The sequence below is a fragment of the Klebsiella sp. 54 genome (assembly GCF_018223875.1).
GTDB classification, from domain to species: Bacteria; Pseudomonadota; Gammaproteobacteria; order Enterobacterales; family Enterobacteriaceae; genus Klebsiella; species Klebsiella quasipneumoniae.
Genome location: NZ_JAGRRA010000003.1, coordinates 338,992 through 362,396, shown reverse-complemented (window position 1 = coordinate 362,396; position 23,405 = coordinate 338,992). Strand labels below are relative to the sequence as shown.

26 protein-coding genes and 1 pseudogene are annotated in these 23,405 nt (G+C 57.8%); 6 read left to right on the top strand and 21 right to left on the bottom strand.

What is annotated here, in order from left to right:
* Positions 1-67: 67 nt before the first annotated feature.
* From KHQ24_RS11435 to KHQ24_RS11355, 17 genes and pseudogenes are all read right to left on the bottom strand, one after another.
* Positions 68-397, bottom strand: coding sequence for a DMT family transporter (locus KHQ24_RS11435; protein ID WP_004204123.1), 330 nt, complete (start codon positions 395-397; stop codon positions 68-70).
* A gap of 19 nt (positions 398-416) precedes the next feature.
* A complete protein-coding gene (locus tag KHQ24_RS11430; RefSeq protein WP_017899148.1) occupies positions 417-830 on the bottom strand; it encodes a DMT family transporter in 414 nt (137 codons plus the stop codon).
* 31 nt (positions 831-861) lie between these two features.
* Complete coding sequence (locus KHQ24_RS11425; RefSeq protein ID WP_101839043.1) at positions 862-1,530, bottom strand: hypothetical protein; 669 nt, start codon at positions 1,528-1,530, stop codon at positions 862-864.
* Positions 1,531-1,542: 12 nt separating this feature from the next.
* A complete protein-coding gene (locus tag KHQ24_RS11420) occupies positions 1,543-2,163 on the bottom strand; it encodes a phosphate propanoyltransferase (RefSeq protein ID WP_094334260.1) in 621 nt (206 codons plus the stop codon).
* A complete protein-coding gene (locus tag KHQ24_RS11415) occupies positions 2,160-2,558 on the bottom strand; it encodes a BMC domain-containing protein (RefSeq protein WP_023319642.1) in 399 nt (132 codons plus the stop codon). The genes KHQ24_RS11420 and KHQ24_RS11415 overlap by 4 nt, the downstream gene beginning before the upstream one ends.
* A 12-nt stretch (positions 2,559-2,570) precedes the next feature.
* Positions 2,571-3,518: a choline TMA-lyase-activating enzyme gene (gene cutD, locus KHQ24_RS11410; protein WP_043522391.1), complete on the bottom strand. Its 948-nt coding sequence runs from the start codon at positions 3,516-3,518 to the stop codon at positions 2,571-2,573.
* Positions 3,519-3,603: 85 nt separating this feature from the next.
* Complete coding sequence (gene cutC, locus KHQ24_RS11405) at positions 3,604-6,990, bottom strand: choline trimethylamine-lyase (RefSeq protein ID WP_017899145.1); 3,387 nt, start codon at positions 6,988-6,990, stop codon at positions 3,604-3,606.
* 25 nt (positions 6,991-7,015) lie between these two features.
* A pseudogene (locus tag KHQ24_RS11400) lies at positions 7,016-8,169 on the bottom strand (1-propanol dehydrogenase PduQ).
* An 8-nt stretch (positions 8,170-8,177) separates the two neighbouring features.
* Positions 8,178-8,444, bottom strand: coding sequence for a EutN/CcmL family microcompartment protein (locus KHQ24_RS11395; protein ID WP_017899143.1), 267 nt, complete (start codon positions 8,442-8,444; stop codon positions 8,178-8,180).
* Between the two features lie 25 nt (positions 8,445-8,469).
* Positions 8,470-10,074: an acetaldehyde dehydrogenase (acetylating) gene (locus tag KHQ24_RS11390; protein WP_043522385.1), complete on the bottom strand. Its 1,605-nt coding sequence runs from the start codon at positions 10,072-10,074 to the stop codon at positions 8,470-8,472.
* Positions 10,075-10,127: 53 nt separating this feature from the next.
* The gene (locus KHQ24_RS11385) at positions 10,128-10,406 is read right to left on the bottom strand and encodes a BMC domain-containing protein (protein ID WP_004146125.1); all 279 of its coding nucleotides are present in this window, start codon (positions 10,404-10,406) and stop codon (positions 10,128-10,130) included.
* A 12-nt stretch (positions 10,407-10,418) separates the two neighbouring features.
* Entirely contained in the window at positions 10,419-10,703 is a 285-nt protein-coding gene (locus KHQ24_RS11380; protein ID WP_002442227.1) for a BMC domain-containing protein, read from the bottom strand.
* 17 nt (positions 10,704-10,720) lie between these two features.
* Positions 10,721-10,999: a BMC domain-containing protein gene (locus tag KHQ24_RS11375; RefSeq protein ID WP_004182810.1), complete on the bottom strand. Its 279-nt coding sequence runs from the start codon at positions 10,997-10,999 to the stop codon at positions 10,721-10,723.
* 446 nt (positions 11,000-11,445) lie between these two features.
* Positions 11,446-11,964 carry a FidL-like protein gene (locus tag KHQ24_RS11370; RefSeq protein ID WP_004204137.1) on the bottom strand — a complete coding sequence of 173 codons (519 nt, stop codon included), beginning with the start codon at positions 11,962-11,964 and terminating at the stop codon, positions 11,446-11,448.
* Positions 11,961-12,767, bottom strand: coding sequence for a winged helix-turn-helix domain-containing protein (locus KHQ24_RS11365; protein WP_043522379.1), 807 nt, complete (start codon positions 12,765-12,767; stop codon positions 11,961-11,963). The genes KHQ24_RS11370 and KHQ24_RS11365 overlap by 4 nt, the downstream gene beginning before the upstream one ends.
* Positions 12,768-12,788: 21 nt before the next feature.
* Positions 12,789-13,373 (bottom strand): TetR/AcrR family transcriptional regulator, encoded by a 585-nt coding sequence (locus KHQ24_RS11360; RefSeq protein WP_040235876.1) that lies wholly within the window; start codon positions 13,371-13,373, stop codon positions 12,789-12,791.
* Positions 13,374-13,514: 141 nt separating this feature from the next.
* Positions 13,515-14,297: an NAD(P)H-dependent oxidoreductase gene (locus tag KHQ24_RS11355; protein WP_043522375.1), complete on the bottom strand. Its 783-nt coding sequence runs from the start codon at positions 14,295-14,297 to the stop codon at positions 13,515-13,517.
* Between the two features lie 86 nt (positions 14,298-14,383).
* On the opposite strand from KHQ24_RS11355, the gene KHQ24_RS11350 reads away from it, so the two are divergent.
* Both KHQ24_RS11350 and fosA read left to right on the top strand, forming a co-directional pair.
* Entirely contained in the window at positions 14,384-15,292 is a 909-nt protein-coding gene (locus KHQ24_RS11350; protein ID WP_043522372.1) for a LysR family transcriptional regulator, read from the top strand.
* On the top strand, positions 15,286-15,705 hold the full coding sequence (fosA, locus tag KHQ24_RS11345) for a FosA5 family fosfomycin resistance glutathione transferase (RefSeq protein WP_065903167.1): 420 nt from the start codon (positions 15,286-15,288) through the stop codon (positions 15,703-15,705). Before KHQ24_RS11350 ends, fosA begins: the two co-directional genes overlap by 7 nt.
* A 10-nt stretch (positions 15,706-15,715) precedes the next feature.
* Here fosA and KHQ24_RS11340 read toward each other — a convergent pair whose 3' ends face one another.
* Together KHQ24_RS11340 and KHQ24_RS11335 are read right to left on the bottom strand one after the other, a co-directional pair.
* The gene (locus KHQ24_RS11340; RefSeq protein ID WP_043522368.1) at positions 15,716-17,566 is read right to left on the bottom strand and encodes a UvrD-helicase domain-containing protein; all 1,851 of its coding nucleotides are present in this window, start codon (positions 17,564-17,566) and stop codon (positions 15,716-15,718) included.
* A 304-nt stretch (positions 17,567-17,870) separates the two neighbouring features.
* On the bottom strand, positions 17,871-19,283 hold the full coding sequence (locus tag KHQ24_RS11335; RefSeq protein ID WP_004204148.1) for a PLP-dependent aminotransferase family protein: 1,413 nt from the start codon (positions 19,281-19,283) through the stop codon (positions 17,871-17,873).
* A gap of 177 nt (positions 19,284-19,460) precedes the next feature.
* On the opposite strand from KHQ24_RS11335, the gene KHQ24_RS11330 reads away from it, so the two are divergent.
* The 4 genes from KHQ24_RS11330 to KHQ24_RS11315 all read left to right on the top strand — a co-directional run bounded on the left by KHQ24_RS11330 (position 19,461) and on the right by KHQ24_RS11315 (position 22,382).
* Entirely contained in the window at positions 19,461-19,625 is a 165-nt protein-coding gene (locus KHQ24_RS11330) for a DUF1127 domain-containing protein (RefSeq protein ID WP_004204150.1), read from the top strand.
* 164 nt (positions 19,626-19,789) lie between these two features.
* Positions 19,790-20,254, top strand: coding sequence for a MarR family winged helix-turn-helix transcriptional regulator (locus KHQ24_RS11325; RefSeq protein ID WP_004204151.1), 465 nt, complete (start codon positions 19,790-19,792; stop codon positions 20,252-20,254).
* A 6-nt stretch (positions 20,255-20,260) separates the two neighbouring features.
* Positions 20,261-21,328 (top strand): HlyD family secretion protein, encoded by a 1,068-nt coding sequence (locus KHQ24_RS11320; RefSeq protein WP_004204152.1) that lies wholly within the window; start codon positions 20,261-20,263, stop codon positions 21,326-21,328.
* Entirely contained in the window at positions 21,318-22,382 is a 1,065-nt protein-coding gene (locus tag KHQ24_RS11315; protein WP_004204153.1) for a DUF2955 domain-containing protein, read from the top strand. The genes KHQ24_RS11320 and KHQ24_RS11315 overlap by 11 nt, the downstream gene beginning before the upstream one ends.
* On the opposite strand, the gene KHQ24_RS11310 is transcribed toward KHQ24_RS11315, so the two are convergent.
* Both KHQ24_RS11310 and yjiL read right to left on the bottom strand, forming a co-directional pair.
* Complete coding sequence (locus KHQ24_RS11310) at positions 22,379-22,633, bottom strand: DUF3343 domain-containing protein (RefSeq protein ID WP_004204154.1); 255 nt, start codon at positions 22,631-22,633, stop codon at positions 22,379-22,381. The genes KHQ24_RS11315 and KHQ24_RS11310 overlap by 4 nt on opposite strands.
* On the bottom strand, positions 22,630-23,397 hold the full coding sequence (yjiL, locus tag KHQ24_RS11305) for a putative 2-hydroxyacyl-CoA dehydratase activator YjiL (protein ID WP_017899136.1): 768 nt from the start codon (positions 23,395-23,397) through the stop codon (positions 22,630-22,632). The genes KHQ24_RS11310 and yjiL overlap by 4 nt, the downstream gene beginning before the upstream one ends.
* Positions 23,398-23,405 lie beyond the last annotated feature (8 nt).

Below are 23,405 nucleotides of genomic sequence, written 5' to 3'. Positions count from 1 at the left end.
GGCGCTGCGCTGGCGCGGGCCTACTGACTGCCCGTACAGGCCGGGTAACAGGATAAAACGACCGCTGTTACATGGTCGAGAAGACGTTCATGATCACGCCGCCGGAGATAATCAGCGCCATGGCGATAATGGCCGCCAGGTCCGGTTTCTGCTTATAGAGGATCATGGAGCAGATGGTGACGCCGACGATACCAAAGCCGCACCACAGCGAGTAGGCCACGCCCACCGGGATGGTGCTCATTGCGCGGGTGAGGGCGAAGTAGCAGAGGCCGTAGGCGCAGACCACCAGCACCGAAGGGGCCAGTTTGCTGAAACCGTTGGTCTTTTTGATCATCGAGGTGCCGGTGATTTCGGAGCCGATAGACAGCGCCAGCCATAAAAATCCGAGATTAAACATAGGGGGTATTCCTTTCCTGTTAGTTAGCGATGTTCTTATCCATGGCGGCGGCTGGCGCGGCGGGCGCCGCCTCTTCGCTCGCTTCGGAACCCATTTTCGAAAACAGGTTCATGATAATGATGCCGCTGGCGATCACCGCCATGCCGATGATGGCGGCGGTATCCGGGTGCTGGCCGTAGAATGCCATTCCCAGCGTCGAGACCACCAGAATGCCGGTGCCGGACCAGGTGGCGTACGCCAGACCGACCGGGATATCTTTCACCGCCCTTGAGAGCGAGTAATAGCAGGTGCAGTAAAGCGCAATCAGCAGCCCGAGCAGCAGCATTTTGCTGCCGCCTTCGCTGCTACCGAACATTTTTAACGTCGAGGTTGCCGAGGTTTCGGAGAGGATAACCAGCAGCATCCATAACCAGCATTTTGTTTTCGAAGACATCGTTAAGCTCCAGGTTTTTCGTTGGGTAAGGTCATATCTTTCTGTTTTTTAAGTAATCAATGGCCGCATCGGTCAGCTGAGCGCGCGGGGCCGCCGCCAGCGCCGGATTATTCACCACGTCTGTGACGGTAAGATAACGGCGCGGTTCGCTGCTGGCGGCGGCCGGCGCGGTGGGTGCGTCCAGCTTCGCCAGCAGCTCATTCATGGTGCCGAGGAAGACGCCGCAGGCTTCCAGACGAGCCAGCGTGGCCTGCAGATGCCCGGCATAGGCGCTGCCGGCCTGCGCGCCGCGCAGCTGGTTGAGCTCGCTGTGCGGATCGCAGTGGTAGCGCAGGGCCAGAACTGGAATACCCGCCAGCAGCGCCTCGTGCGCGCAGCGGGAAACCGGATTGCGCAGGGTGCCGTTCAGCAGATCCGAGGCTTGCGGATAATCGAGAAAAGGCAGCAGTACCGCCCGCCATGGCGCTGACGGCAGGGCATCCTGCCAGGCCGATGACGGGATAATCTCGCCCACCTCTCGCCAGGCGGCGGCGTCGGCGAGACCCTCCTCCAGCGCGAGGCGCAGCGGATAGCCGCTTCCCGCCAGGCGCTGGCGGATAGCTGCGCGGTAGCCGTCAGCGGCGGTCACCATCACCAGTACCGGCGGCCGCAGGCGCTGCAAAATCCGCGCAACTACACCTTCAATCTGTTCGTCGGTCATGGCGAGCCTCCGTTAGCCGATGAGCGTCACCTGCGCGCCGTTTTTTAACCCGGCGGCATTGGCTTCTTCGGTGTCGATGTGAAATTCCAGCGCGAAGTCATCGCGCACCCGCACCACCACTTCATCGAAAGTCAGCTGGCGCTCGCCGTTGCTGCGCACGCTGACCTTCTGGCCATTGCTGACGTTGAGCTGGCGCGCGTCCTGCGGCGACATATGAATATGCCGCCAGGCGCAGATCACCTGAGAATGGAGCTCAACGTGACCGGCGGGGCCAATCAGCAGCGCGCTACCGGCATTCTCCAGTTGCCCGGACTCACGAACTGGCGCTTGAATGCCGAGCGTGAAGCAGTCGGCGCGCGACACTTCCAGTTGCGATAGCGGGCGGGTCGGGCCGAGGACGCGAACGTTGGTCAGCGAGCCCTTCGGCCCGACGGCGGTTACGCACTCCTGGGCGGCAAACTGCCCCGGCTGGCGCAGCGGTTTGAACGGCGTCAGGCTGTAGCCTTTACCGAACAATGCCTCGACGTCCTGTTGCGCGAGATGGACGTGGCGGTTGGAGATCCCCACCGGGATCGCCGGCGCCGTTGCGCTCAGGCGGGCGGCGATTTTTTCGCGAAGCAAAGTGTCGATCATGACTTCTTCCCTTTCTTCAGCGCAGGGTGCTTATCTTCCGCTTCGTTCGGGATAGCGGGCGGAACGAAGGGTTCCGGGGCGGTGATAACCACCGGTTCGTCCGTTTTTTCCTCGCGCGGAGGGTTGCCTTTGAGGTTGCTTAAGGCTTCAACCACGCAGCGCTCCGGACGGGCAATGACCAGCGACTTCACGGTGTGCTCGGCGCCGGCAACCGCCACGCCGCGTTCGATAGCGGTGTGGATGGCGCTGATTTCCCCTTCAAAGCAGACGCTCACCAGCCCGGAGCCTGGTTTGCGATAGCCAATACAGGTCACTCCGGCGGCTTTACAGGCGGCGTCGACGGCCTGAATGGCGGCGACCCATCCTCGCGTTTCAATTACGCCTAAACTTTTCATGGTCGGCTCCTGTTAATGGCGGACTAAGCGAATATCAAAATCAAATTGCCGGAAGAAGGCTTCCAGCCGGTCCAGTTCATCCGGCGAATAAGACGGGTCCTGGCTAATCGGGTAGGGCATATCCAGGCGTTCGTACTTTTTGCGTCCCAGCTGGTGGTACGGCAGCATGTCGATACGGCGGATATTCCCGCGCTTCGCCAGCTTCTGTACGTAATCAATGGCGCCGGTAATGGCGTCGAATGAGTCGTTGTAGCCGCGAATGAGCGGCATACGCACAATGACGTTGGCGCCGGAATCCACCAGCCATTCGAGATTGCGGCGGATCCCTTCGTTGCCGATGCCGAGCATCGCCTTGTGGTGTTCGCTGTTAATCTGCTTAATGTCGAATAAGAAGGTGTCGGTGACCGGCGCCAGCTTCTGGTAGTTGGCAAGCGGTGTGGTGCCCTGGGTTTCGACGGCGGTGTTAATCATCATCTTTTTGCATTCGCGAAATAAGGCGACGGCAAAATCAGTTTGCAGGCTCATCTCGCCGCCGCCGATGGTCACGCCGCCGCCGGAGGAGATATAGAAGTCGTAGTCCTGCATGATGATCTCCATCAGCTCGCTGACGGTGACGTCCTTGCCCATGATGTCCAGCGCGTTCTGGGTGCAAATCTCTTCACATTTGCGGCAGCCGATGCAGTCTTTATGGCGATCGACGAAGTGCTTCATTTCGCCATTCTCTTCCGCCCGATAATGAATACCCGCCGGACAGACGCTGACGCAGTCGCCGCAGTTAATGCATTTGTCGTGCGAGAACATCACCTGGAACTGGCTGCTCAGCCCTTCCGGGTTGGCGCACCACGGGCAGCGAATGTTGCAGCCCTTAAAAAACACCAGCGTGCGAATGCCATCGCCGTCATAGATCGAATATTTCTGGATATTGAAAATGCGGCCCGTTAATTCTTGTTTTGCGATCACGCTTGCCTCCCGCTCCGTCCCGTTACGGGACGGAGAACTTCCGGTTATTTCTCAAATACAGCTCATTTAATTCTCTTTAAGAGAACTAAAACTTCTCAATCACCGTACGGCTGATGATCTCGTCCTGGACCTCTTTGCACAGCTCAACGAAGTAGGCGCTGTAGCCGGCGACGCGGACGATCAGGTCACGGTATTTTTCCGGCTCCTGCTGCGCCTTCTTCAGCACTTCGTTATCGACATAGCTGAACTGCATCTGGCCATTGCCGAGAATCGAGGCGGTACGCAGCAAGGTAATCAGACCATGGCGACCTTCCGGGGTATCCAGCAGCCCTTTGAGGAATTTGAAGTTGTGCACCATGCCGATGTTCATGGTTTCCACGTTCATCTTGCTGACCGACTTGATAATCGCCGTTGGGCCTTGCTTATCCGCGCCCTGGGTCGGGCTGATGCCATCGGAGAGCGGCATCCACGCCAGGCGGCCGTTCGGCGTGGCGTTGGTTAGCTCGCCGATGGGCGTGTTGTTGGAGATAGACAGGGTGCCGTGGCTGAGGGTCGAGTAGAGCATCTTGTACTTACGGCACTCTTTCTCGGTCCATTCGGTAATATCCAGCGCGTACTGGTCGACATAGTTATCGTCGTTACCGTATTTCGGCGCGTTCAGGCAGTCGCGGCGCAGCGCTTCGTAACCTTCAAAGTTGGCCAGCAGCGCATCGCGGATCTGCTCAAGGGTGTATTTCTTCTCTTCGAACACCAGCTTGCGGATCGCCGCCATCGAGTCGACGTAGGTCGCCAGACCGGAGAAAATCAGCCCCGGACCGTGGTTGACCATCGCGCCGCCGGCGGCGACATCTTTGCCGCTCTCCATGCAGCCTTCGACCAGCAGCGACATCAGCGGCTTCGGCGCCACATCGCGGTGGACGCGCTGGCTGATGACGGTGCCGATAGCCGACAGGCGCACGATATGGGCGATCTGCTGTTTTACCGCCGCGTCGAATGCTTCGAAGGTGCGCAGGTCGCGCAGGTCGCCGGTGTCCAGCCCCTGATAGCTATCGAACAGCACCATCCGCCCGCGGTTAAGCACGAACTCGATAGCGATAGGCCACTGGGTGTAGCCGGTGGAGGTCCACTGGTAGATGCGCCCGGATTTCTGCGGTTCAACGCAGCCCATCAGGCAGTAATCGCGGGCGTCTTCAAAATCGAAGCCTTTGCGCAGCATCATCTTGATGTGGGAGTCATCGAAGTGGCAGGCCGGGAAGCCCATTCCCGCTTTCACCACGTCGACGATTTTTTCCATGTATTTCTGCGGCGACTGGTTGTGGATACGGCAGGCCAGCGACGGCTGGTAAACCTTCACGAAGCGCACGGCGTCCATAATCAGATAGGTCAGATCGTTACAGGCATCGCCGCCGCTACGTTTCTGGCCGCCAACGGTGAGGTTGATAAACGGCTGATAACCCGCGAAATATTTCGCTCCCAGTTCGCTCGACATCCACATCAGTTCGGCACATTTGATGATAAACGCCTGCAGCAGCTCCAGTGCGGTGTCGTGGGTCAAGCGGCCTTCGCGGATATCGGCTTCGAACATCGGATAGCAGTACTGGTCGACGCGCCCCAGCGACAGCCCGGTCTGGTTCTCTTCGATTTCAAACAGTGATTCGACGGTCCAGATACTCTGCAGCGCTTCCTGCAAGGTCTTCGGCGGATTGGCCGGCACGTTTTCGTTGACGTCGGCGATGGTCAGCAGCTCGGCGCGGCGCTGGGCGTTTTGCTCTTTAGCCGCCAGTTCGCGGGCATGGGCGGCGATGCGGCGGGCGTAGTTGACCACCCCTTCGCAGGTTTCAATCGCCGCTTTGTAGTAGTAAATGCGGTCGATATCTTCCGGATTTTCCATGCTCAGGCTGGCCAGATGCGCCTCGGCATCGGCTTTAATGCCGTTCATCCCTTTGGTGAACAGCAGCACGTCGTAGCCCGGGCAGGTATCGCCGCCGCCGTTAATCTGGTGATAGGAGAGGTCGCTGACGAAGGTCTCGCCGCTGAAGGCCCAGACGCCAGCCTCACGGTATTGCGCTTCGCAAATCTCATCCAGCGAACGGCCTTCCCAGAATGGGACGATCTCTTCGCGAATGGTTTTTTTATCCGCTTCGCTGATCTCAAACGGATCCTGCGGGCGGGTGCTCATGGTGTCGAGCTCGTCGCGCACCCAGCGCCAGGCGATATCCGGCGAGAAGGCGCCCGCGCGCGGCTTGCCGCACGGATGGCCGACGATCAGCTCATCGTCCTGAATCAGAATCGGCGCGGTTTCGCAGGCGTGGCGGAAGGCTTTCGCTCGCAGCAGAATGGTCGGCATGCCTGGGTTAGCTTTCACCACTTCGGTAAAGGCCAGCGCGCGATAGATAGAGACGCTCGGGCGTACCGTCAGATAGTGGTTACGCAGACGCTGCATACGCGGGGTTAACCCTTCCATCACCGGCGTGTCGGCGCAGGCGGCGAACGGCGCATGGCTGACCTGTTGTGCGCCGCTAAACAGACGCACCGGCAGATTCAACGCGCTGAGATTGCGCTGGGCGCTGATGAACATCGCCGAGAGTTCGTTCACCTCGGCATGGTCAAAAGCGGCGCCATGCAACATGGCGTCGAGCATCGGATAGCCGTCAATGGCGCAGGCGGCGCGGACTTCGCTCAGTTCCGCCAGCTTGAACCACAGGCACTCCACGAGCTCATACGCCTGCTGGGTATTCAGCGCGCCGCTGTTGATATCGCGCTGGAAGTAAGGCAGCAGCGCCTTGTCCGCCCCTTCCGGGTTGACTGCATAGCTGCCGTTATCCAGCTGGAGCGCCAGCTGGAACAGATAGAACGCCTGGCAGGCTTCTTTGAAATTACGCGCTGGATGGGCCGGCACGTGGTGGAGAATGGCTGCGCTATCGAGCAGCTCGGCTTTGCGATAAGCATTGGTCTCCGCCGCCGCCAGCTGCTCGGCGCTGTTGGCCAGATTTTGCGCCAGCGCCAGCAGGGCGTCGCAGGCGTAGATGGCGGCGCGGCAGCCGTTGACTTCATCCATACCGCTGCGGCTGACCGCGCTGCCGAGTGCGCGGGTTTTCTCTTCCAGCTGGTGCTTAATCGCCAGCACCCCTTTTTCGACCACCAGCCTGTAGTCCGGCGAATCCAGATCGCTATTGAGGTTGAGGAACTGGAAAGCCGATGGGCGACGGGTCGCGTTTTCGTCATGGAAAATCGCCCCGTGCGGTTTACGGCTCTGGTTGCCGACAATGAGTTCATCGGGGCTGATGGTCAGCGGCAGCTGGCGCATCAGTTCATAGAAACGGCGCGCCGGTTTAACGGCGGCGGGAACGCCCGCGATATCGCCATCCAGGGCGTTCAGCGTGGTGGCATGTTCGGTGCACAGCGTGCTTTTCTGGGCGAGTAAACGGTCTGCCAGCACTTTGACGCGCGGCGTTAAGCTGTAGTGTGCCATGGGTAAGGTTCTCCAAATCTTGTTATCAGTGGCCCTGAGCGGCGTTGCCGGTCCATGCCCGGCGATAGAGTTCGGTCAGTGCGTGAGCATCCGGCGCGCGTGGGTTCGTCGGAGTACAGCTGTCGCGTAACGCCTGGCCGATCATCTCCGCCAGCCGTTGGTCAAACTCGTCTGCAAGGACGCCGGTATCGCGGATGCCGGCCGGCATGCTCATTCGTCTTTAAGCGCCTGAATGGCGACCAGCAGGCTGGTGACGCCCTGGCGGGTAGTGGCCGCAGGTAGATCCAGCAGATGGGCTAGTCGGGCATATTTGCGGGCGGCATCGGTATCGCACAGCCCGTGATAATCAGCGTTCCAGGCGACGACGTGCGCCATCAGCAGGGCGTTGGCGCGGCCATGGGGCACGCGGAAGACGCCGCCGAGGGCGTGGGCCAGGCTGTGGGTTATCCCCAGCGACGCGTTGGTGAAGGCCATCCCCGCCATGCAGGAGGCGTTGTGCATCTTTTCGCGCGCCTGCAGGTTGTCGCCGCTGCGCCAGCAGGTCGGCAGATAGCGAAATACCTGCTGCACCACTTTCTCCGCCAGGGCGTCGGAAAAGTCGCTGGCGGCGCGGGAGACGTAGGCCTCAAGGGCGTGACACAGCACGTCCATGCCGGTGTCGGCGGTAATTGCCGGCGGCACCGAAGCCACCAGCGCCGGGTCCAGAATGGCGATATCCGGCAGCAATGACGCATCCACCAGCACCAGCTTTTCCGCGTTGGCTTTCACCACCGAAAAGGCGGTGACTTCCGAACCGGTACCGCTGGTGGTCGGGATGGCGACGAAGCACGGTCGGGGACGGTCGGCCAGCGGACGGGTTTGCGCCAGGGAGAAAATAACCGCTTTGGCGGCATCGATTACCGAACCGCCGCCGAGCGCGATAACCAGATCCGGGTAGTGGTTATCCATCAGCTTCATACCGCGCACCACGGTGGCGATATCCGGATCCGCCACCACGTCGTCCCACACCTGCCAGGCGATCCCGCGCTGGCGCAGCAGGGCGGTGACGCGCTCGGCGAGGCCAAATTTCACCATCGCTTGATCGGTCACCAGCAGCACGCTGCGGGCGGAAATTTCGTTCAGCACCGAGAGGGCGTCCTGACCGAAGCAAATCCGTGGTTTCAGTAAAAATTCACTCATTGGGCTATTCACTCCTGTTCGGCGTCCCGAAACACCTTCTCAACAATGGCGACCACCGACATCGCTTTGTAGCGGTCTTTATTGAGCGCGAAGTACTCTTCCGCCAGCACGATGTCGTGCATACCGGCGCCGACGTTATCGACGGCGACCCAGGTCTGGTCCTTCATCGGCTGCTGTTTGTCATCTAAGCGGGTGATCAACAGCAGGTTGCTGCCGCGCAGCTCATCGCATTTTTGCGTGGCGACAACATGGCCGGTCACCTTTGCGAGAATCATCGTTATATCGCCTTATATCAGTGCGTTACTTAGCAAGGCGCTCCAGCACCTGGCGGATAACGCGTTCCACGTTTTGTTCGTTGATTGCGCCTTCCGCGTTCGCTGCGGCGCCTGGGCTGGCGAAGCGGTCATCGCTGCCTGCCGCGTGTGCTGGCGCAGCGCTGGCCGGAGCGTTGAAACGCACGTCATCAAGAATGCTGCGCTGCGGATCGCTCGCCGGCGTGACGATGGTCGGCTGTGGCTCAGGGCGGCTGCCCGGCGCGCGAAGCTCGTCAATCGACCGCACGCCATAGCCGACTTTGCGGATATTGAGCAGGTTCATCGGGCCGACGTTGTCGGAGCTGGAGCCGCCGCCGACCGCGCCGCAGCCGAGGGTCAGCGCCGGAGAGATATTGGTGGTGGCGCCGATGCCGCCGAGCGCCGCCGGGGTGTTGATCAGGATGCGGTTGACCGGTTTTTCGAGGCTGAACTGGCGGATGACGTCCTGGTTGCGGGTGTGGATCACCAGCGTATGGCCGAGCCCTTCATTAGTCAGCAGCTCTACCACGCGGTGGCAGGCGGCTTTCCAGTCCTCAGCCACGTACAGACCGAGTACCGGGCACAGTTTTTCGCGCGAGTAGGGGTTTTTCGGTGAGACGATGGTCTGTTCGGCGATCAGCACTTTGGTGCTGGCCGGGACGCAGAAGCCGGCCATCTGGCTGAGGTACAGTGCGGTTTTGCCAACCACCTTCGGGTTGATGGTGCCGTTCGGGCGCAGCAGCAGCGCCGCCATTTTCGCCGCTTCATCTTCATTCATGAAGTAAGCGCCCTGCGCTTCCAGCTCGCGGTGAACCTCATCGTAAATGCAGCCTTCGACGATGATCGACTGCTCGGAGGCGCAGATCACGCCATTATCGAAGGTTTTGCTGGTGATGATATCTTTCACCGCGTGGTGGATATCGGCGCTGCGTTCGATAAATGCCGGGCCGTTGCCCGGACCGCCGCTGATGGTCGGGGTGCCGGACGCGTAGGCCGCGCGCACCATGCCTTCGCCGCCGGTGGCGAGGATCAGCGAAACGTCTTTGCTGTGCATCAGCTCTGAGGTGGCTTCGAGGGTCAGCTGGGTGATGCCGTCGACGCTGCCCTCCGGCGCGCCGGCCGCTTCTGCCGCGCGTTTGACGATCTCAATCGCCTTCCAGCTGCACTGACGTGCGCCCGGATGCGGGGAGAAGATAATGGCGTTGCCCGCCTTGAGGGCGATCAGCGCTTTATAGATAACCGTAGAGGTTGGGTTAGTTGAGGGGACCAGCGCGCAAATCACGCCCAGCGGCACGCCCACGTCCATCACTTTTTTTACCGGGTCGTCATGAATGATGCCAACGGTCTTCATATCTTTGATGGCGTCGTAGACGCGCAGCGAGGCGAAGCGGTTTTTCAGCACTTTGTCCTGCCAGTTGCCAAAACCGGTCTCTTCCGCGGCCATTTTCGCCAGCGCTTCGGCGTGGTGCGCTGCTTCCTGGGCCACGTTTTTCACGATGGCGTCGATTTGCTGCTGCGAAAAGGTGGCCAGCATTGCCTGCGCTTTTTTGGCGTTGCGCACCAGTTCCCGGGCGTTCTGCCGGGACTGCAAATCGTTATCCAGTTCAATCATGAGTCTATCCTTCATCAGACGAAAAGAGTGGGGACGGGGCGTGCCCTGTCAGGTCATGCTTTGTGCTGCGCCGCGATTTTTTCGATGTCGTTATGGGGACGCGCGATGACGCGAGAGCTGACGACTTCGCCAATGCGTTTCGCCGCTTCCACGCCGGAGTCGACCGCCGCGTTGACCGCGCCGACGTCGCCTTTCACCATCGCGGTGACGAGGCCGGAGCCGACGTTTTCATAGCCGATCAGTTCGACGTTGGCGGCTTTGCACATCGCGTCCGCGGCTTCAATACAGGCCACCAGACCTTTGGTTTCGATAAGACCAAGCGCTTCTTTCATCAGGTTTCTCCGTTAGTCCGCAATTTTGTAATGCGAGACGATTTTGTTGATGTCGTTATGCGGACGGGCGATGACCAGCGAGGTCACCACTTCGCCAATGCGCTGGGCCGATTCGACGCCGGAATCCACCGCCGCTTTCACCGCGCCGACATCCCCTTTCACCATCGCGGTGACGAGGCCGGAACCGACGTTTTCATAGCCGATCAGTTCGACGTTGGCGGCTTTACACATCGCATCCGCTGCTTCAATGCAGGCCACCAGACCTTTGGTTTCAATCAGACCTAATGCATCACCCATTTGCGTTCTCCTGGCCTTCAGGCCTTGTGTTTAATGACGATTTTGTTGATGTCGTTATGCGGACGCGCGATGACCAGCGAGGTCACCACTTCGCCGATGCGCTGCGCCGATTCCACACCGGAATCCACCGCCGCTTTTACCGCGCCGACGTCGCCCTTCACCATCACGGTGACCAGGCCGGAGCCGACGTTTTCATAGCCGATCAGTTCGACGTTGGCGGCTTTACACATCGAGTCCGCTGCTTCAATACAGGCCACCAGACCTTTGGTTTCGATAAGCCCCAATGCATCACCCATCGTGATCTCCTCCAGAACAGGTTTTGTGATTCGGGAAAACCGTCCGCGTAACGGCATCAACACGCGGAAGCGGCGTTCGGGGGTCACTATAGGGAATGGGGAGAGAAGTGAAATTTAAATCCGTGTAGATGAATATTTTAGGTTTTTACTCTGCTATTTAGCCTTATTTAGGCTTCTTTTTATCTCTTAATCCTGTTTCATGCGTGAAGATTTTCATGATGATATGGCGTTTTTTTAAGCTATTTATCGGCGGGAGATGAATGTTAATAAGATGATAATTACTTGCCAGCAATCGGTAATATAGCCACGTTATAATTGTGGGTATGCTCAAGTTCTCGCGTCGAAGCTAAACGCAAAACGTGCGCTTTTAGCATCGTGGAAAGAGGGGGCAATAATGGAGCGTGAGCGAGGGCGCATTTTCCTCGCAGTGGTACAGGGGGGACGGGTTAATTAAGCGTGCTGCCGGACTTCAGCGTGCAGATGTAGAGCGGTGAGTTGATAGAGCTCAGCAGGATAGCTTTGTCGTTAAGCTTTTGCGCATTGAGGAACAGGCCGTCGTGGCTGTCGGACATCTCGCGCATGAAATAGTCGAAGATGACATCCGGCGATTCATCGATGGACGAGGCGCTGGATTCCCATTTCTTGATGCGGTAGTGGCGCTCGGTCGCCGAGATGCGCTGGCTGGTGTAGCTGAATTTGACGTAACGCTGCAGGTAGAGCCAGCCGGCGGCAGAATCGGTATAGCCTTCCACTACCATCGACCCGTTGCCATTGGCGGCAAAATTAAAATGGATATTGCCGTTCACATTCTCTTTTTCCATGTTTTCAAAACGCATGATCGCTTTGGTGGAGCAGCTCATCACGCCGTCGTTGGCATCCGGCAGCAGGCGCCAGGCGCTAAACCCGGCGGCGGCGATAAACGCGAGGGCAGAGAGGGCGAAAAAGGTGCGGGGCGCGAGTCTCATTGCGGCTTCCAGGAGTAGTAAAAGTAGTTATCGCAATAGCTAAACGGGTTGTCTTCGTGCATCGCGCAGTGGGCGAGAAATACCCGGCCCAGGCCGTTGGTCTCCAGCCGGTCGCCATAGAAGAAAACAAAACGCTCCCCCGGCTTGCAGCTGAGCTTCAGCCGCTGACGCACCTCATCAAAATTCTTACTGTAGGCCGTCGCCGAGACCGAACGCAGCATTTCATCGCTGGCGAGCAGTTCGCACTGGCGGTGGTTCATCAGCGTCAGATTAATTGGCCGGGCGACGTGGGTTCCGGCAAACGTGAATGCCACCAGAAGCAGGGCGATGACCAGCAGGCAGCCGCCGGCCAGATACCAGCACATTCCGCGCGCATGTGGTGAAGCGGCAGGAGGTGTGGTTTCCCTTCCTGCCCCGGCGGGTTCGCCAGGCGGCGCGGCCGGGCTGGCGACATCGGCCAGCGCCGGCCCGGCGTCGAGCAGTTCGATGCTGAGATCCTGATTCAGCTGCAGCATGCCGCGCGACACGGTGACGATAATGTTATCGATATCGTAGTGGCGGAAAGTTTTGCGCAGCATGCTCAGATACTGGTTGAGGTTGCTATTGGAAGAAGTTAAGCCGTTATCGTCCCAGACTTTTTTCAACACTTCATCGCGACTGACCACGCCGGTATGGCGGAGAAAAAAATAGAGCAGCGCGCTGGCGGTGATGGATAGCTGGCTATCTGGTTCATCGTTGCCGGGCAGGGTTAGCGTGCCGTCTGTTGCATCATAAATGAGACGGGCATTGATGTTGTAGCGCATCGCGGCCTCACTCTATTCGCTTCATGCGGGAAGCGTCATTTTGGTCAGATCGTTCACCAGCGACTGGCGATGTTCGCTGCTCATGGTGCGCCCCTCGGTCAGCTCCGATAACCAGATACCGTCGGCGGCGTAGCGTACCAGGGTACCGGTTGGGCCGTTATCCAGCGCATCGCCCTGCGCCAGATGATCCAGCATCCAGTCTCGCCAGCATTTTCGCAGCACCGGTTCGTCCGGCATCGCCAGCGACAGCACCATCAGCTGACGGCTTTCGTGCGTGTCCGTCAGTTGCGGGTTGGACAGATAGCGCAAATAGGCGCGGGTAAAGCGTCCGTAAGCGATGTTATCGGCGGCCATCAGTTCGCTAATCGCCTTTTCCATAATCGCCAGCAGCCTGGCGAACAGAGCGAAAATCAGCGCCTGCTTATTGGGAAAATGGTGCAGGAGGCCGCCTTTGCTGACCCCAGCCTCGCGGGCGACAGCGTTCAGCGACAGGGCGGCGATACCGTCCCGGCCGGCAATCATCGCCGCCGATTCAAGCAGCTGACGGTGGAGACGGACGGGATCTTTTTTACGATGCTGGGCTTCCATGTTCATGGCCGGAATCATACCGACCAGACGGTATGATTATTTTTGATCGCTATCAATATGAGAGGCGGCTTCGCGCGATGCGATGCCGTTAATGCGTGGAGGCTCACAAATTGTCATATTAATGAAAGCGATAACCCGGAAGGGCTATCGCGTTGAGGTTTATTTCGTTGCCAGGTGCACCGCCAGGCCGCTTTGCCCCGGCGCCAGCTCCGGACGCAGCGTTAGCGATGGGATCAGGTAGTCGCCATGATTTTGCCGGCGGAATGGAATGGGCTCGGTTTGCCACAGCGTGTCCAGCCGCTCGGCCAGCGTGGCGCACTGGTCGGCGAACTGCGCGGCATCGGTTTTGTCCGTGCGGTAAAACACCAGCGGCGGAAGCACCTCGAAGCCGGGATAGAACAGCATACCGTGCTGAATGGGGAACAGGATGTCGTCGATGGGGCCATTGATCCCGCGCGGTGAATAGTGTTCCGCCCAGCCGCCGGCGGTGACGATCAGCATCGCCCGCTTGCCGACGAAGGTGCCTTCCCCATAGCGATCGCCCCAGTGGCGGTCGCTGTGCTCGCCGACACCATAGGCAAAGCCCCAGGCGTACACCCGGTCGATCCAGCCTTTCATGATCGCGGGCATCGAGAACCACCACAGCGGAAACTGAAAAATCACCGTATCGGCCCACAGCAGCTTTTCCTGCTCGGCGGCGATATCCGCGCTTTGAGTACCTTGGGCAAAGGCCTGTCTGGAGTCCAGGGTAGGACGCCAGAACTCGCCGACCGGCGGCGCGCCGCTGTCGTCGGCGTCATACCCGGCCTTCCAGCGCATGGCGTAGAGATCGGAGACTTGGACTTCATGACCGGCCTGCAGCAGATGACGGATGGCGAAATTTTTTAAACCGCCATTGAGGGAGCGCGGTTCCGGATGGGCGTAAATCAGCAGTACTTTCATAACATCACCTCTGAAGTGGGAAGAGCTGCAGAGTAGGAAAGCTGGCGCTATAGTAGAAATTAATTACTTAAATCCCAGGTATAGCTGTGATTAATTTACATCGTCTGGATCTCAATCTGCTGCGCACGCTCGACGTGCTGCTCAGTGAAAATAACGTTACCCGGGCGGCGCAGCGGCTGAATCTGTCGCAGCCGTCGGTGAGTATTCAACTCGCCAGGCTGCGGGAGATGTTTGCCGACCCGCTGCTGATGCCGGGCCCGCGCGGCATGCAGCCCACCGCCCGCGCCGATGAGCTTCGCCAGCCGCTGCGCGCTGCGTTAGCCGCGCTGGAGCAGGCGGTGGCGCCGGTAGCGCCTTTTAATCCGGCCGCGGCGGCGGAGACCTGGCGGGTGGCGGCGACGGACTATATGGCTTCGGCGACCCTCATGCCGATGCTGGGCAGGCTACGCCTGGCCTCTCCCGGCAGTCGGCTGGCGGTATTCGAACTCCAGCCGGCGCGGCTGGAGCAGCAGGCGGCCAGCGATGAAGTGGATCTCTTTTTCCATACCCGCGAGGGCGCGCCGCCGGGGCTGCATCAGCGCCTGCTGTTTCGCGAGCGCTACGTGCTGGCGGGCCGGGCCGGGCATCCGGTGCTGCGGCAAGGGTTGAGCCTGGAAACGTTCTGTCAGCTGGAGCAAGCGATCGTCTCCCCGGACGGAGGCGGCTTCAGCGCGGCGACCGATACCGCGCTGGCGAACCTTGGCCTGACGCGGCGGGTTGTCCTTTCCGTGCCACATTTCCTGTTTATGCTGGAGACCCTGCGCAATAGCGATCTGGTGGCGGTCCTGCCGGAGCGGCTGGTGCGCGGGCAGAGCGGGCTGGTGGTCATCGAGCCGCCGCTGGCGGTCGCCGGCTTTGAGATGCTGATGCTGTGGCACGAGCGCTGGCACCGCGACCCGGCGCATCAATGGCTGCGCCAGTTCATTGTGAATTCACTGGAGGAACAGACATGCTGAGCGGACTGAATCACCTGACCCTGGCGGTCAGCCAGCTGGCGCCGAGCGTGGCGTTTTATCAGCAGCTGTTGGGCATGACGCTGCACGCCCGCTGGGACAGCGGCGCCTATCTCTCCTGCGGCGATCTGTGGCTGTGCCTGTCGCTGGATCCGCAGCGGCGTGTCACTCCGCCGGAGGAGAGCGACTACACCCATTATGCGTTTACCATCAGCGAAGCGGATTTCGCCCGCTTCGCCGCTCGCCTTGAGGTTGCCGGCGTGGCGGTCTGGAAGCTGAACCGTAGCGAAGGCGCTTCGCACTACTTCCTCGATCCCGATGGCCACAAGCTGGAGCTGCACGTCGGCAGTCTCGCCCAGCGCCTGGCCGCCTGCCGCGAACAGCCGTATAAGGGGATGGTGTTTTTTGATGAGTGACAGGGGGCTACTATGCATTGTTATAGATTTGATTATAAGTTGAGGTTAAATGTCTGCTGAGCACATTTTTTTGATGTAAAGTCACAAGCAAATTATTGGTTGCCCGAGTGAAACCAACATATAGTCGCTTGATCTCGTCGCTGAGATCATCGCTATTACCCATTATGTTTGAACTATCTATCACTGCGACTGAATGAAACTCGAGACCTTTGCTACTAGGCAAAGGTATAATAGACAAAAAATCGCTTTGTGGTGAGTAGCGTTTTTTATCTTCCGAGCTTGCTATAAAATAGTGCGGGATTTTTGAATCCCTTAACTCTTTTACTAATATTGCAGAAAGATGTGCGGTCGAGGGACATAATATAGCCATGTCATTCCAGCTAACACCAGTATGATGTTGTTGCTTTAGCCATTTAATTATATGGATGATTTCTTGTTGGTGGTTATCAAAAATAAGCATGTTTGGATCCTGGCCTTGAAGTCCACCAGCATCTGGTTTATGATATTTAAAGTTATCCTCAATATGATCATTTAAATAATCAAATGCAATGCTGGTAGCAAAGTGGAGAATCTGCTGTGTATTTCGATAATTGATGTCAAGAATAGTTGTACGCCCTTGAGCTTTGATACCAACGCTGGAAAGCGTAAAATCAAGTGAGCTTTTTTTCTGATAAATTGATTGCGCATCGTCATATAGAAATAATAGATAGTTAGTTTCGCTATCAACCATTCCAGAAAGTATTTTTAGCCAATCCTGTTTAAAATCATGCCCCTCATCAATTAATACCGCACTATATTGTTCTGCTGCTATTGTTTTATTTTGAAAACCAGTAATAACAGCTTGCTCAAGGTTTTCTATAAAATTTTGCTTTGAGTTAGGGAGAATATTTTTAATTTTTGCTTGCTTATAACACCATGCATGGAAGTTGGTAATTTCAACCGGAACCGTAAGTTGATGGCTTTTTATTAGAGATTTTAATTTTTGGGCCAGCATTATATTATAACACACGACAAGAATAGGTTTCTTTAAATTATTATCTTTCGCCAGGTGTAGGCAACGATAAAGGAGAATTAAGGTTTTACCTGAGCCGGCGACGCCGTGAATTATCCGATGCCCCTCACCAAGGCTTCTGGCGAGTAATTCTTGCTGAGTATCCATTATTTTTATAATATTCGGCGTTCGGAGTACAGATATTGGGTTGGCAGAACTCTCTGGTTTATCGAGAGCGTGGGTGATGCGAATCTCAGGGTATAAATGCCAACGTATACGATCTACTTGCTTATTACTTATCTCTTTAGAAAATGTATGTTTGACCAAAGAAAATAGGCGTAAAGATATTTCTTCAGATGACATAAACTCGGTGATTTCATCTTTACAAATCACGATATCAGAAGGAAAAATATCACTATTGGAAAAGTATTTATTTAACTGCTTACGTGTAATATTACTGAGGTAGACTCCATGACCGTAGGGGGCGCAAAATTGTCCTTTATATTTTTCGTTGTCCTGAAGAAGTTGTGGGTCCCGCTTTAGATAGTTAATTGCGCCGTAAGAATATTGTCTGACCTGTTCTATGGGATGGGTTAGAGAAATGTCACCATCTGATGTTTCATATATCACATGTGTTTTATTAGCGGATTTTATTTTTGAAATATACCAGTCCTTCACTTCAATAAAAAGCAGCCCTCGCTGAGGATCCAGAATGATGAAATCAGGATGTGTTTGTTTTTCACCAGTAGGAATGTCATACCAACAAGTACAATCGCTACTCAGATTGCTTTCAAAAATTCTCGCAAGACGCTTTTCTCCGGCAGTAATCTTGTTACCGCAGCTTCCGATGGTTGGGATGATCGTTGCCATTTTGCTCTCAGCTAACTGTATGACTACGCTTATACTTTAAAAGTTAATAGTCATGCTTTTTAACGGCATTACTTAAAATGCCACCATGTATTTGTGAATGGGCCAATATATATTGGTATTTATGGTTTTGCACCACAAAAATTGTTATTCAATAATAATGAAATATTGTTTATATGAATTGTTTTGTTTTTCGTATTTGTAAGAGTGATTTTAGAATGTTTAAAGAGCGTATATCTTGCCCGGAGGCGCGCTTACCGCGCCTTTTCCGGGTTACCGGCTCGCAGATTGTGGGAATGCCGCAGCTTCACTCCATCGCCACCTTCACCGCTTCTCCCAGCTTCACCATCACCGCTTTATGTTTCTCGGTCGGCGGCAGGGCGCAGTTGATCCTGACGCAGTTGCGATACTTGCCCGCCGCGGAAAACAGCGACCCCGGCGCGACCTGGATCTTCAGCCGGCACAGCTGTTTGGCGACGCAGACCATATCCACCTGCTCCGGGAGCTCCACCCACAGCATAAAACCGCCCTTCGGCCGGGTGACGCAGATCCCGCAGGGGAAAAACTCCCGCAGCCAGCAGGTATAGATCTCGATATTGCGCTGATAGATCTGCCGCATCCGCCGCACGTGGCGGTGATAATGGCCTTCGCGAATAAAGTTAAAGGCCGCCAGCTGTGTTGAAGGGACGTTAGTACCGCTGGCGGCGTACTTCATCTGTAGCAGCTTGTCGTAGTAGCGCCCGGGCGCTATCCAACCGATGCGCAGGCCGGGGGCGATGGTTTTGGTAAAGGAGCTGCAGAGCATCACCCGGCCGTCGATATCCCAGGAGTGAATCGTGCGCGGGCGCGGATATTCGGTAGCCAGCTCGCCGTAGATATCATCCTCGAAAATAACGATATCGTGGCGCTGGGCCAGGTTCAGCACCGCGCGCTTGCGGGCGTCCGGCATGATAAATCCCAGCGGGTTGTTGCAGTTCGGCACCAGGATCACCCCTTTGATCGGCCACTGATCCAGCGCCAACTCCAGGGCCTCGATGCTGATCCCGGTTTCCGGATCGGTGGGGATCTCAATCGTTTTTAATCCCAGTCCGCGCAGCATCTGCATGGTGCCGTAGTAGCAGGGGGATTCCACGGCGATGATGTCCCCTGGCTGGCACACCGACAGCAGGGCCAGCGACAGCGCGCTGTGGCAACCGCTGGTGAGCACCAGATCGTCGGCAGTCACCACCGATCCGCCGTCGAGCATCAGGCGGGCGATCTGCTCCCGCAGCTCGCGGCGCCCGGCCAGTTCGTCATAGTTCAACACCTCAGTGAGGTTGTGCTGGATCGCCCGGCTCAGTTCGCGCCAGATGGGCTTCAGGCTTGGCTGCGTCACGTCCGGCGAGCCGCCGCCGAAGGGGATGATCGTTTTATCGTAGCGGGCGTCGAGCATGGTCAGCACCTGATCCCACTGGGTGATCTCCACCGGACGCTGCACCGGACGCGACATCGGCGGCACCGGCGGCTGGGCCTTGCGGGGGGCGACGAAATAGCCCGATCGCGGCTGCGGCACAATCATCTGCTGCTGCTCAAGCAGCTGATAGGCCTGCTGGACGGTGCTGATGCTGACGCCGTGCTCCTGGCTCAGGCTGCGCACCGACGGCAGCTTTTCGCCGTGGCGATACAGGCCCTGTTCAATGCGTTCGGCCAGCAGCGTCGCAAGATGTTGATAGCGGGTCATGCTGTATCCTTAATTGTCGCCATACAGATGGAATAACCAGTACAGATGGCCGGAAAAATTGCGGTCTGCTGTACGTTTTAGCCAATCTGTATGTTAAAGAAAAGTGTTTTGTGAATCTGTATTCCTCCCCCCCAAATCCGTGAAGATAAAGTCTCTGGCAAGGTGAGGAGGTAGAGGATGGAATTTCATGAGAACAGGGCAAGACAGCCATTTATCGGTTTCGTATTGCTGGCACGGTTTGTCAAAAAATGGTGGCTTCAGGAGCAAACGCGCAGAGCTTTGCAGAAAATGAGCGACGAACAGCTGAAAGATATCGGCCTGCGTCGGGATCAGATCAATTAAAAAGTGCGGTTTTTTTCAGGCATCACTTCTTCTTTGCCCCGGTAAGCGCTGGCGACGCCGGGGAAACATTCACGAAATTTATCAATTGATGCGACGCGACCTTCCGTTTCTTGATACTTACCCTGATAAGTATTATTTTCTTCTCAACAATGAGAGGAAAAGCTGTGACTGAAGACGAACTGTTTGCCCGCCGCCCGCTGGGGATGCGGATGGCCATGGTGGTGCGCCAGTGGCGCGCGATTATTGACTCCGCTATCACCGATACGGGACTCACCCAGTCCAGCTGGACGGTGCTGATGCAGCTGCATCAGTTGGGGGACAACGTCTCGGTCAGCGAACTGGCGGAGGTGCAGGGGATTGAACTGCCGCCGCTGACGCGCACCCTCTCATTACTGGAAAAGCAGGGCTATCTGTTGCGTTCCACATCGCCATATGACAAACGCATTCGCCTGCTGACGCTGACCGCCGAGGGGCGGGCTATTCTGGAAAAACTGAGCCGCGTGATCGAGACCTATCAGGAGCGCGTAACCCAGACCATCCCGGAGGCCGACCTCGTCACCTTCAGCGCCACGTTAAATCAAATCGCCTGCCGTTTGCGGAATATCCGCGAAGAAGATAACAAGATCTAACACACTATGATGACGCCTGAACAAAAATTTGCCCGCTGGGTACGGGTGAGTATTGCCGCTTTTCTGGGAATATTCGCCTGGTTTATCGTTGCCGATATCTGGATCCCGCTGACGCCGGACTCCACCGTCATGCGCGTGGTGACCCCGGTTTCGTCGCGGGTCTCCGGCTATGTCTCGCACGTCTACGTGCATAACAATAGCCAGGTGAAAAAGGGCGACCTGCTGTATGAGCTCGACCCGACGCCATTCATTAATAAAGTTGAAGCGGCACAGATCGCCCTTGAACAGGCGAAGCTGAGCAACCAGCAGCTGGACGCGCAAATCGCCGCCGCCCGCGCCAACCTGCGCACCGCGCAGTACACCGCCCGTAACGATAAGGTCACGCTCGATCGCTATCAGCGCCTGAGCACCATGCAGAACGTCTCGCAGTCCGATCTCGACAAAGTGCGGACCACCTGGCAGACCAGCGAGCAGTCGGTCTCGGCGCTGAACGCGCAGATCCAGAACCTGCTGATCCAGCGCGGCGAGCGCGACGATAAGCGCAACGTCACCCTGCAGAAATACCGCAACGCGCTGGAGGAGGCGCAGCTGAACCTGGCCTGGACCAAAGTGCGTGCGGAAACTGACGGCATGGTCAGCAACCTGCAGCTTAACCCGGGGATCTACGCCACCGCGGCGACGGCCGTGCTGGCGCTGGTCAACAACAATACCGATATCGTCGCTGACTTCCGTGAGAAGAGCCTGCGCCACACCGCGGTAAACACCGATGCGGCGGTGGTTTTTGACGCCCTGCCGGGGGAAGTTTTCCCGGCGCACGTGACCAGCAGCGATGCCGGGATTCTGGCGGGGCAAGAGGCGGTTAACGGGCAGCTGTCGCAGCCGGAACAGTCCACCCGCTGGGTGCGTGATGCCCAGCGAATGCGCATTCACGTCGCGCTGGATCAGCCGCTGGCGAAACCGCTGCCGACCGGCGCCCGCGCCACGGTGCAGCTGTACAATAGCGAGGGACCTTTCGCCCGCACCTTCGCCGGCCTGCAGATCCATCTGGTGAGCTGGTTGCACTATGTCTATTAATACCCTGGCGCACGTCTTTACCCCGCACGGCAATATCGTCTACACGGCGAATGATTTTCGCCAGACGGTGCGTATCGCCGTGGCCGGGACCATTGCGCTCAGCATCTCCACCTTCTACGACGTGCAGTACGGCGTATTTTTTGTGGTGTATCCGCTGATGCTGATGTCGCTGGTGCCGGTGTTCAACCGCCACGTCGCCCGCCAGTTTGTGTTCAGCGCGGCGGTGAACTGCGTCGAAATGGTGCTGATTGTCGGTTATTTGTCGCAATGGCCGGTGATCATGACGCTGGTGGTGTTTGCCCTGTACGTGATGCGTTTTCGCTTTATGAGCCAGGGGCCGCTGTTTCTGCTGGGGTCGATGGGGGTGGTGTGTCAGAGCACGATGCTCAACTTTATGAGCTACCCGACCAGCAACTGGCACACCCTGATGTTCTCCAACATGGAAGCGTGCGTGCTGGCGGTGGCGCTGAGCGCGCTGCTGCATTACCTGATCCCGGACGTCGAACCGCGCAAGCCGCCGCCGCGCATTGAAAAAGACGCCGCCCGCATCCGCCACGAGTCGCTGCTCTCCGGCACGGTGGCGACGATCATCTTCGTGGTGTTTCAGATCTGCGATCTCAGCGACTCGCTGTCGGCGCTGATGGCCGGGATCCTGATCCTGTTCCCGATGCACTATCGCGGGGCGGTGATCAGCTCGATCTGGCGCGTGGCGGGGGTGGTGCTGGCCTGTCTCTATATTCTGGTGGTGCAGCTGATTATCTATGACTTCAGCAATCACATGATCCTGATGATGCCGCTGATTGGCCTCGGGCTGGCCTTTAGCGCCCGCCTGCACGTGATGGAGAAAGTGGGCGCCGGGGTGGGCTTCGCCAGCATTACCACCATCGGCATTATGTTTGGCCAGAACCTGCATCCCTATCAGGATCTGGTGTTCAGCGATCTGTACCGCATCACCTCGGTGACGGTCTCGCTGGTGGTCACGCTGACCCTGGTTTTTCTTATGCACCGTCTGCTGAACTGCTTTGCGGCGACGCGCTTTGTAGTAAGCGATTAACCTGCCGGTGGGAAGGTGGCGAGACAGCGCCACGCTTCCCCGTCCTGCTGATACAACGCCGCCGTCTGTTCCGGGACGATCCAGGCTCGCGCGTCGGCTTCCGTCCCCTCAAGCAGGATGCACAGCCCGCAGCCGCTGCGCAGCTGGCGGGGAATATCTTTGACCTCGAAGGTCATTCCCGCCGCCTGCAGGGCTTTGCGCGTTCGCACCACTCCCACCGTGGAATGAAATAAAAACAGAAACGTTGTCATCCGCGCCTCCGCTGGCGCTGGCCGATCAGCGCCGCGCCGATCGCCCCGGCGAACTGGGCGTCGGGATGGGTTGTCACCGCCATGCCGACATGGCTTTCCAGCATGCGGGCAAAGGCGGCGCAGTGGCTGACGCCGCCGGTAAACAGCAGCGGCCCCTGCGCTGATAAGCGGCCGATAAAGTTCGCGCTGCGCCGGGCCATGGCGTTAATCACCCCCGCCAGAATCGCCTCCGGCGCGACCCCCGCCGACCGCAGGCTGATGACTTCCGATTCGGCGAATACCGTACACATGCTGGTGATGGCGTGCGGTTCGACGCCGTCGGTAATGGCGTCCAGCTGTTCGACGCTGGCGCCGAGGGTGCGTGAAATGACCTCCAGAAAGCGGCCGGTGCCGGCGGCGCATTTGTCATTCATCAGAAAGTCGCTGAGGTTGCCCCCGGCATCCAGCTGGATAACCTTGCTGTCCTGGCCGCCGATATCAATCACCGTGCGGGTGTCCGGCGCCAGCAGGCGGGCGCCGAGACCATGACAGGAAATCTCCGTCACCTGTTTATTGGCGAAATCCACCAGCTGGCGGCCATAGCCGGTGAGGGTTAAAAAGGGCGTTTCCGCGAGGCCAGCGCGCAGCGTCTCCCAGGCCTCATGGATGGCGTCGGCGGGGCGAAAGGGGGTCGGGCAGAGGAAACGACGCGTAACCACCCCGTCCGCCAGCAGGATGCCTTTCGTGGCAGTGGAGCCGGAATCAATACCAACCGTGTAGATCACGCGTGCTC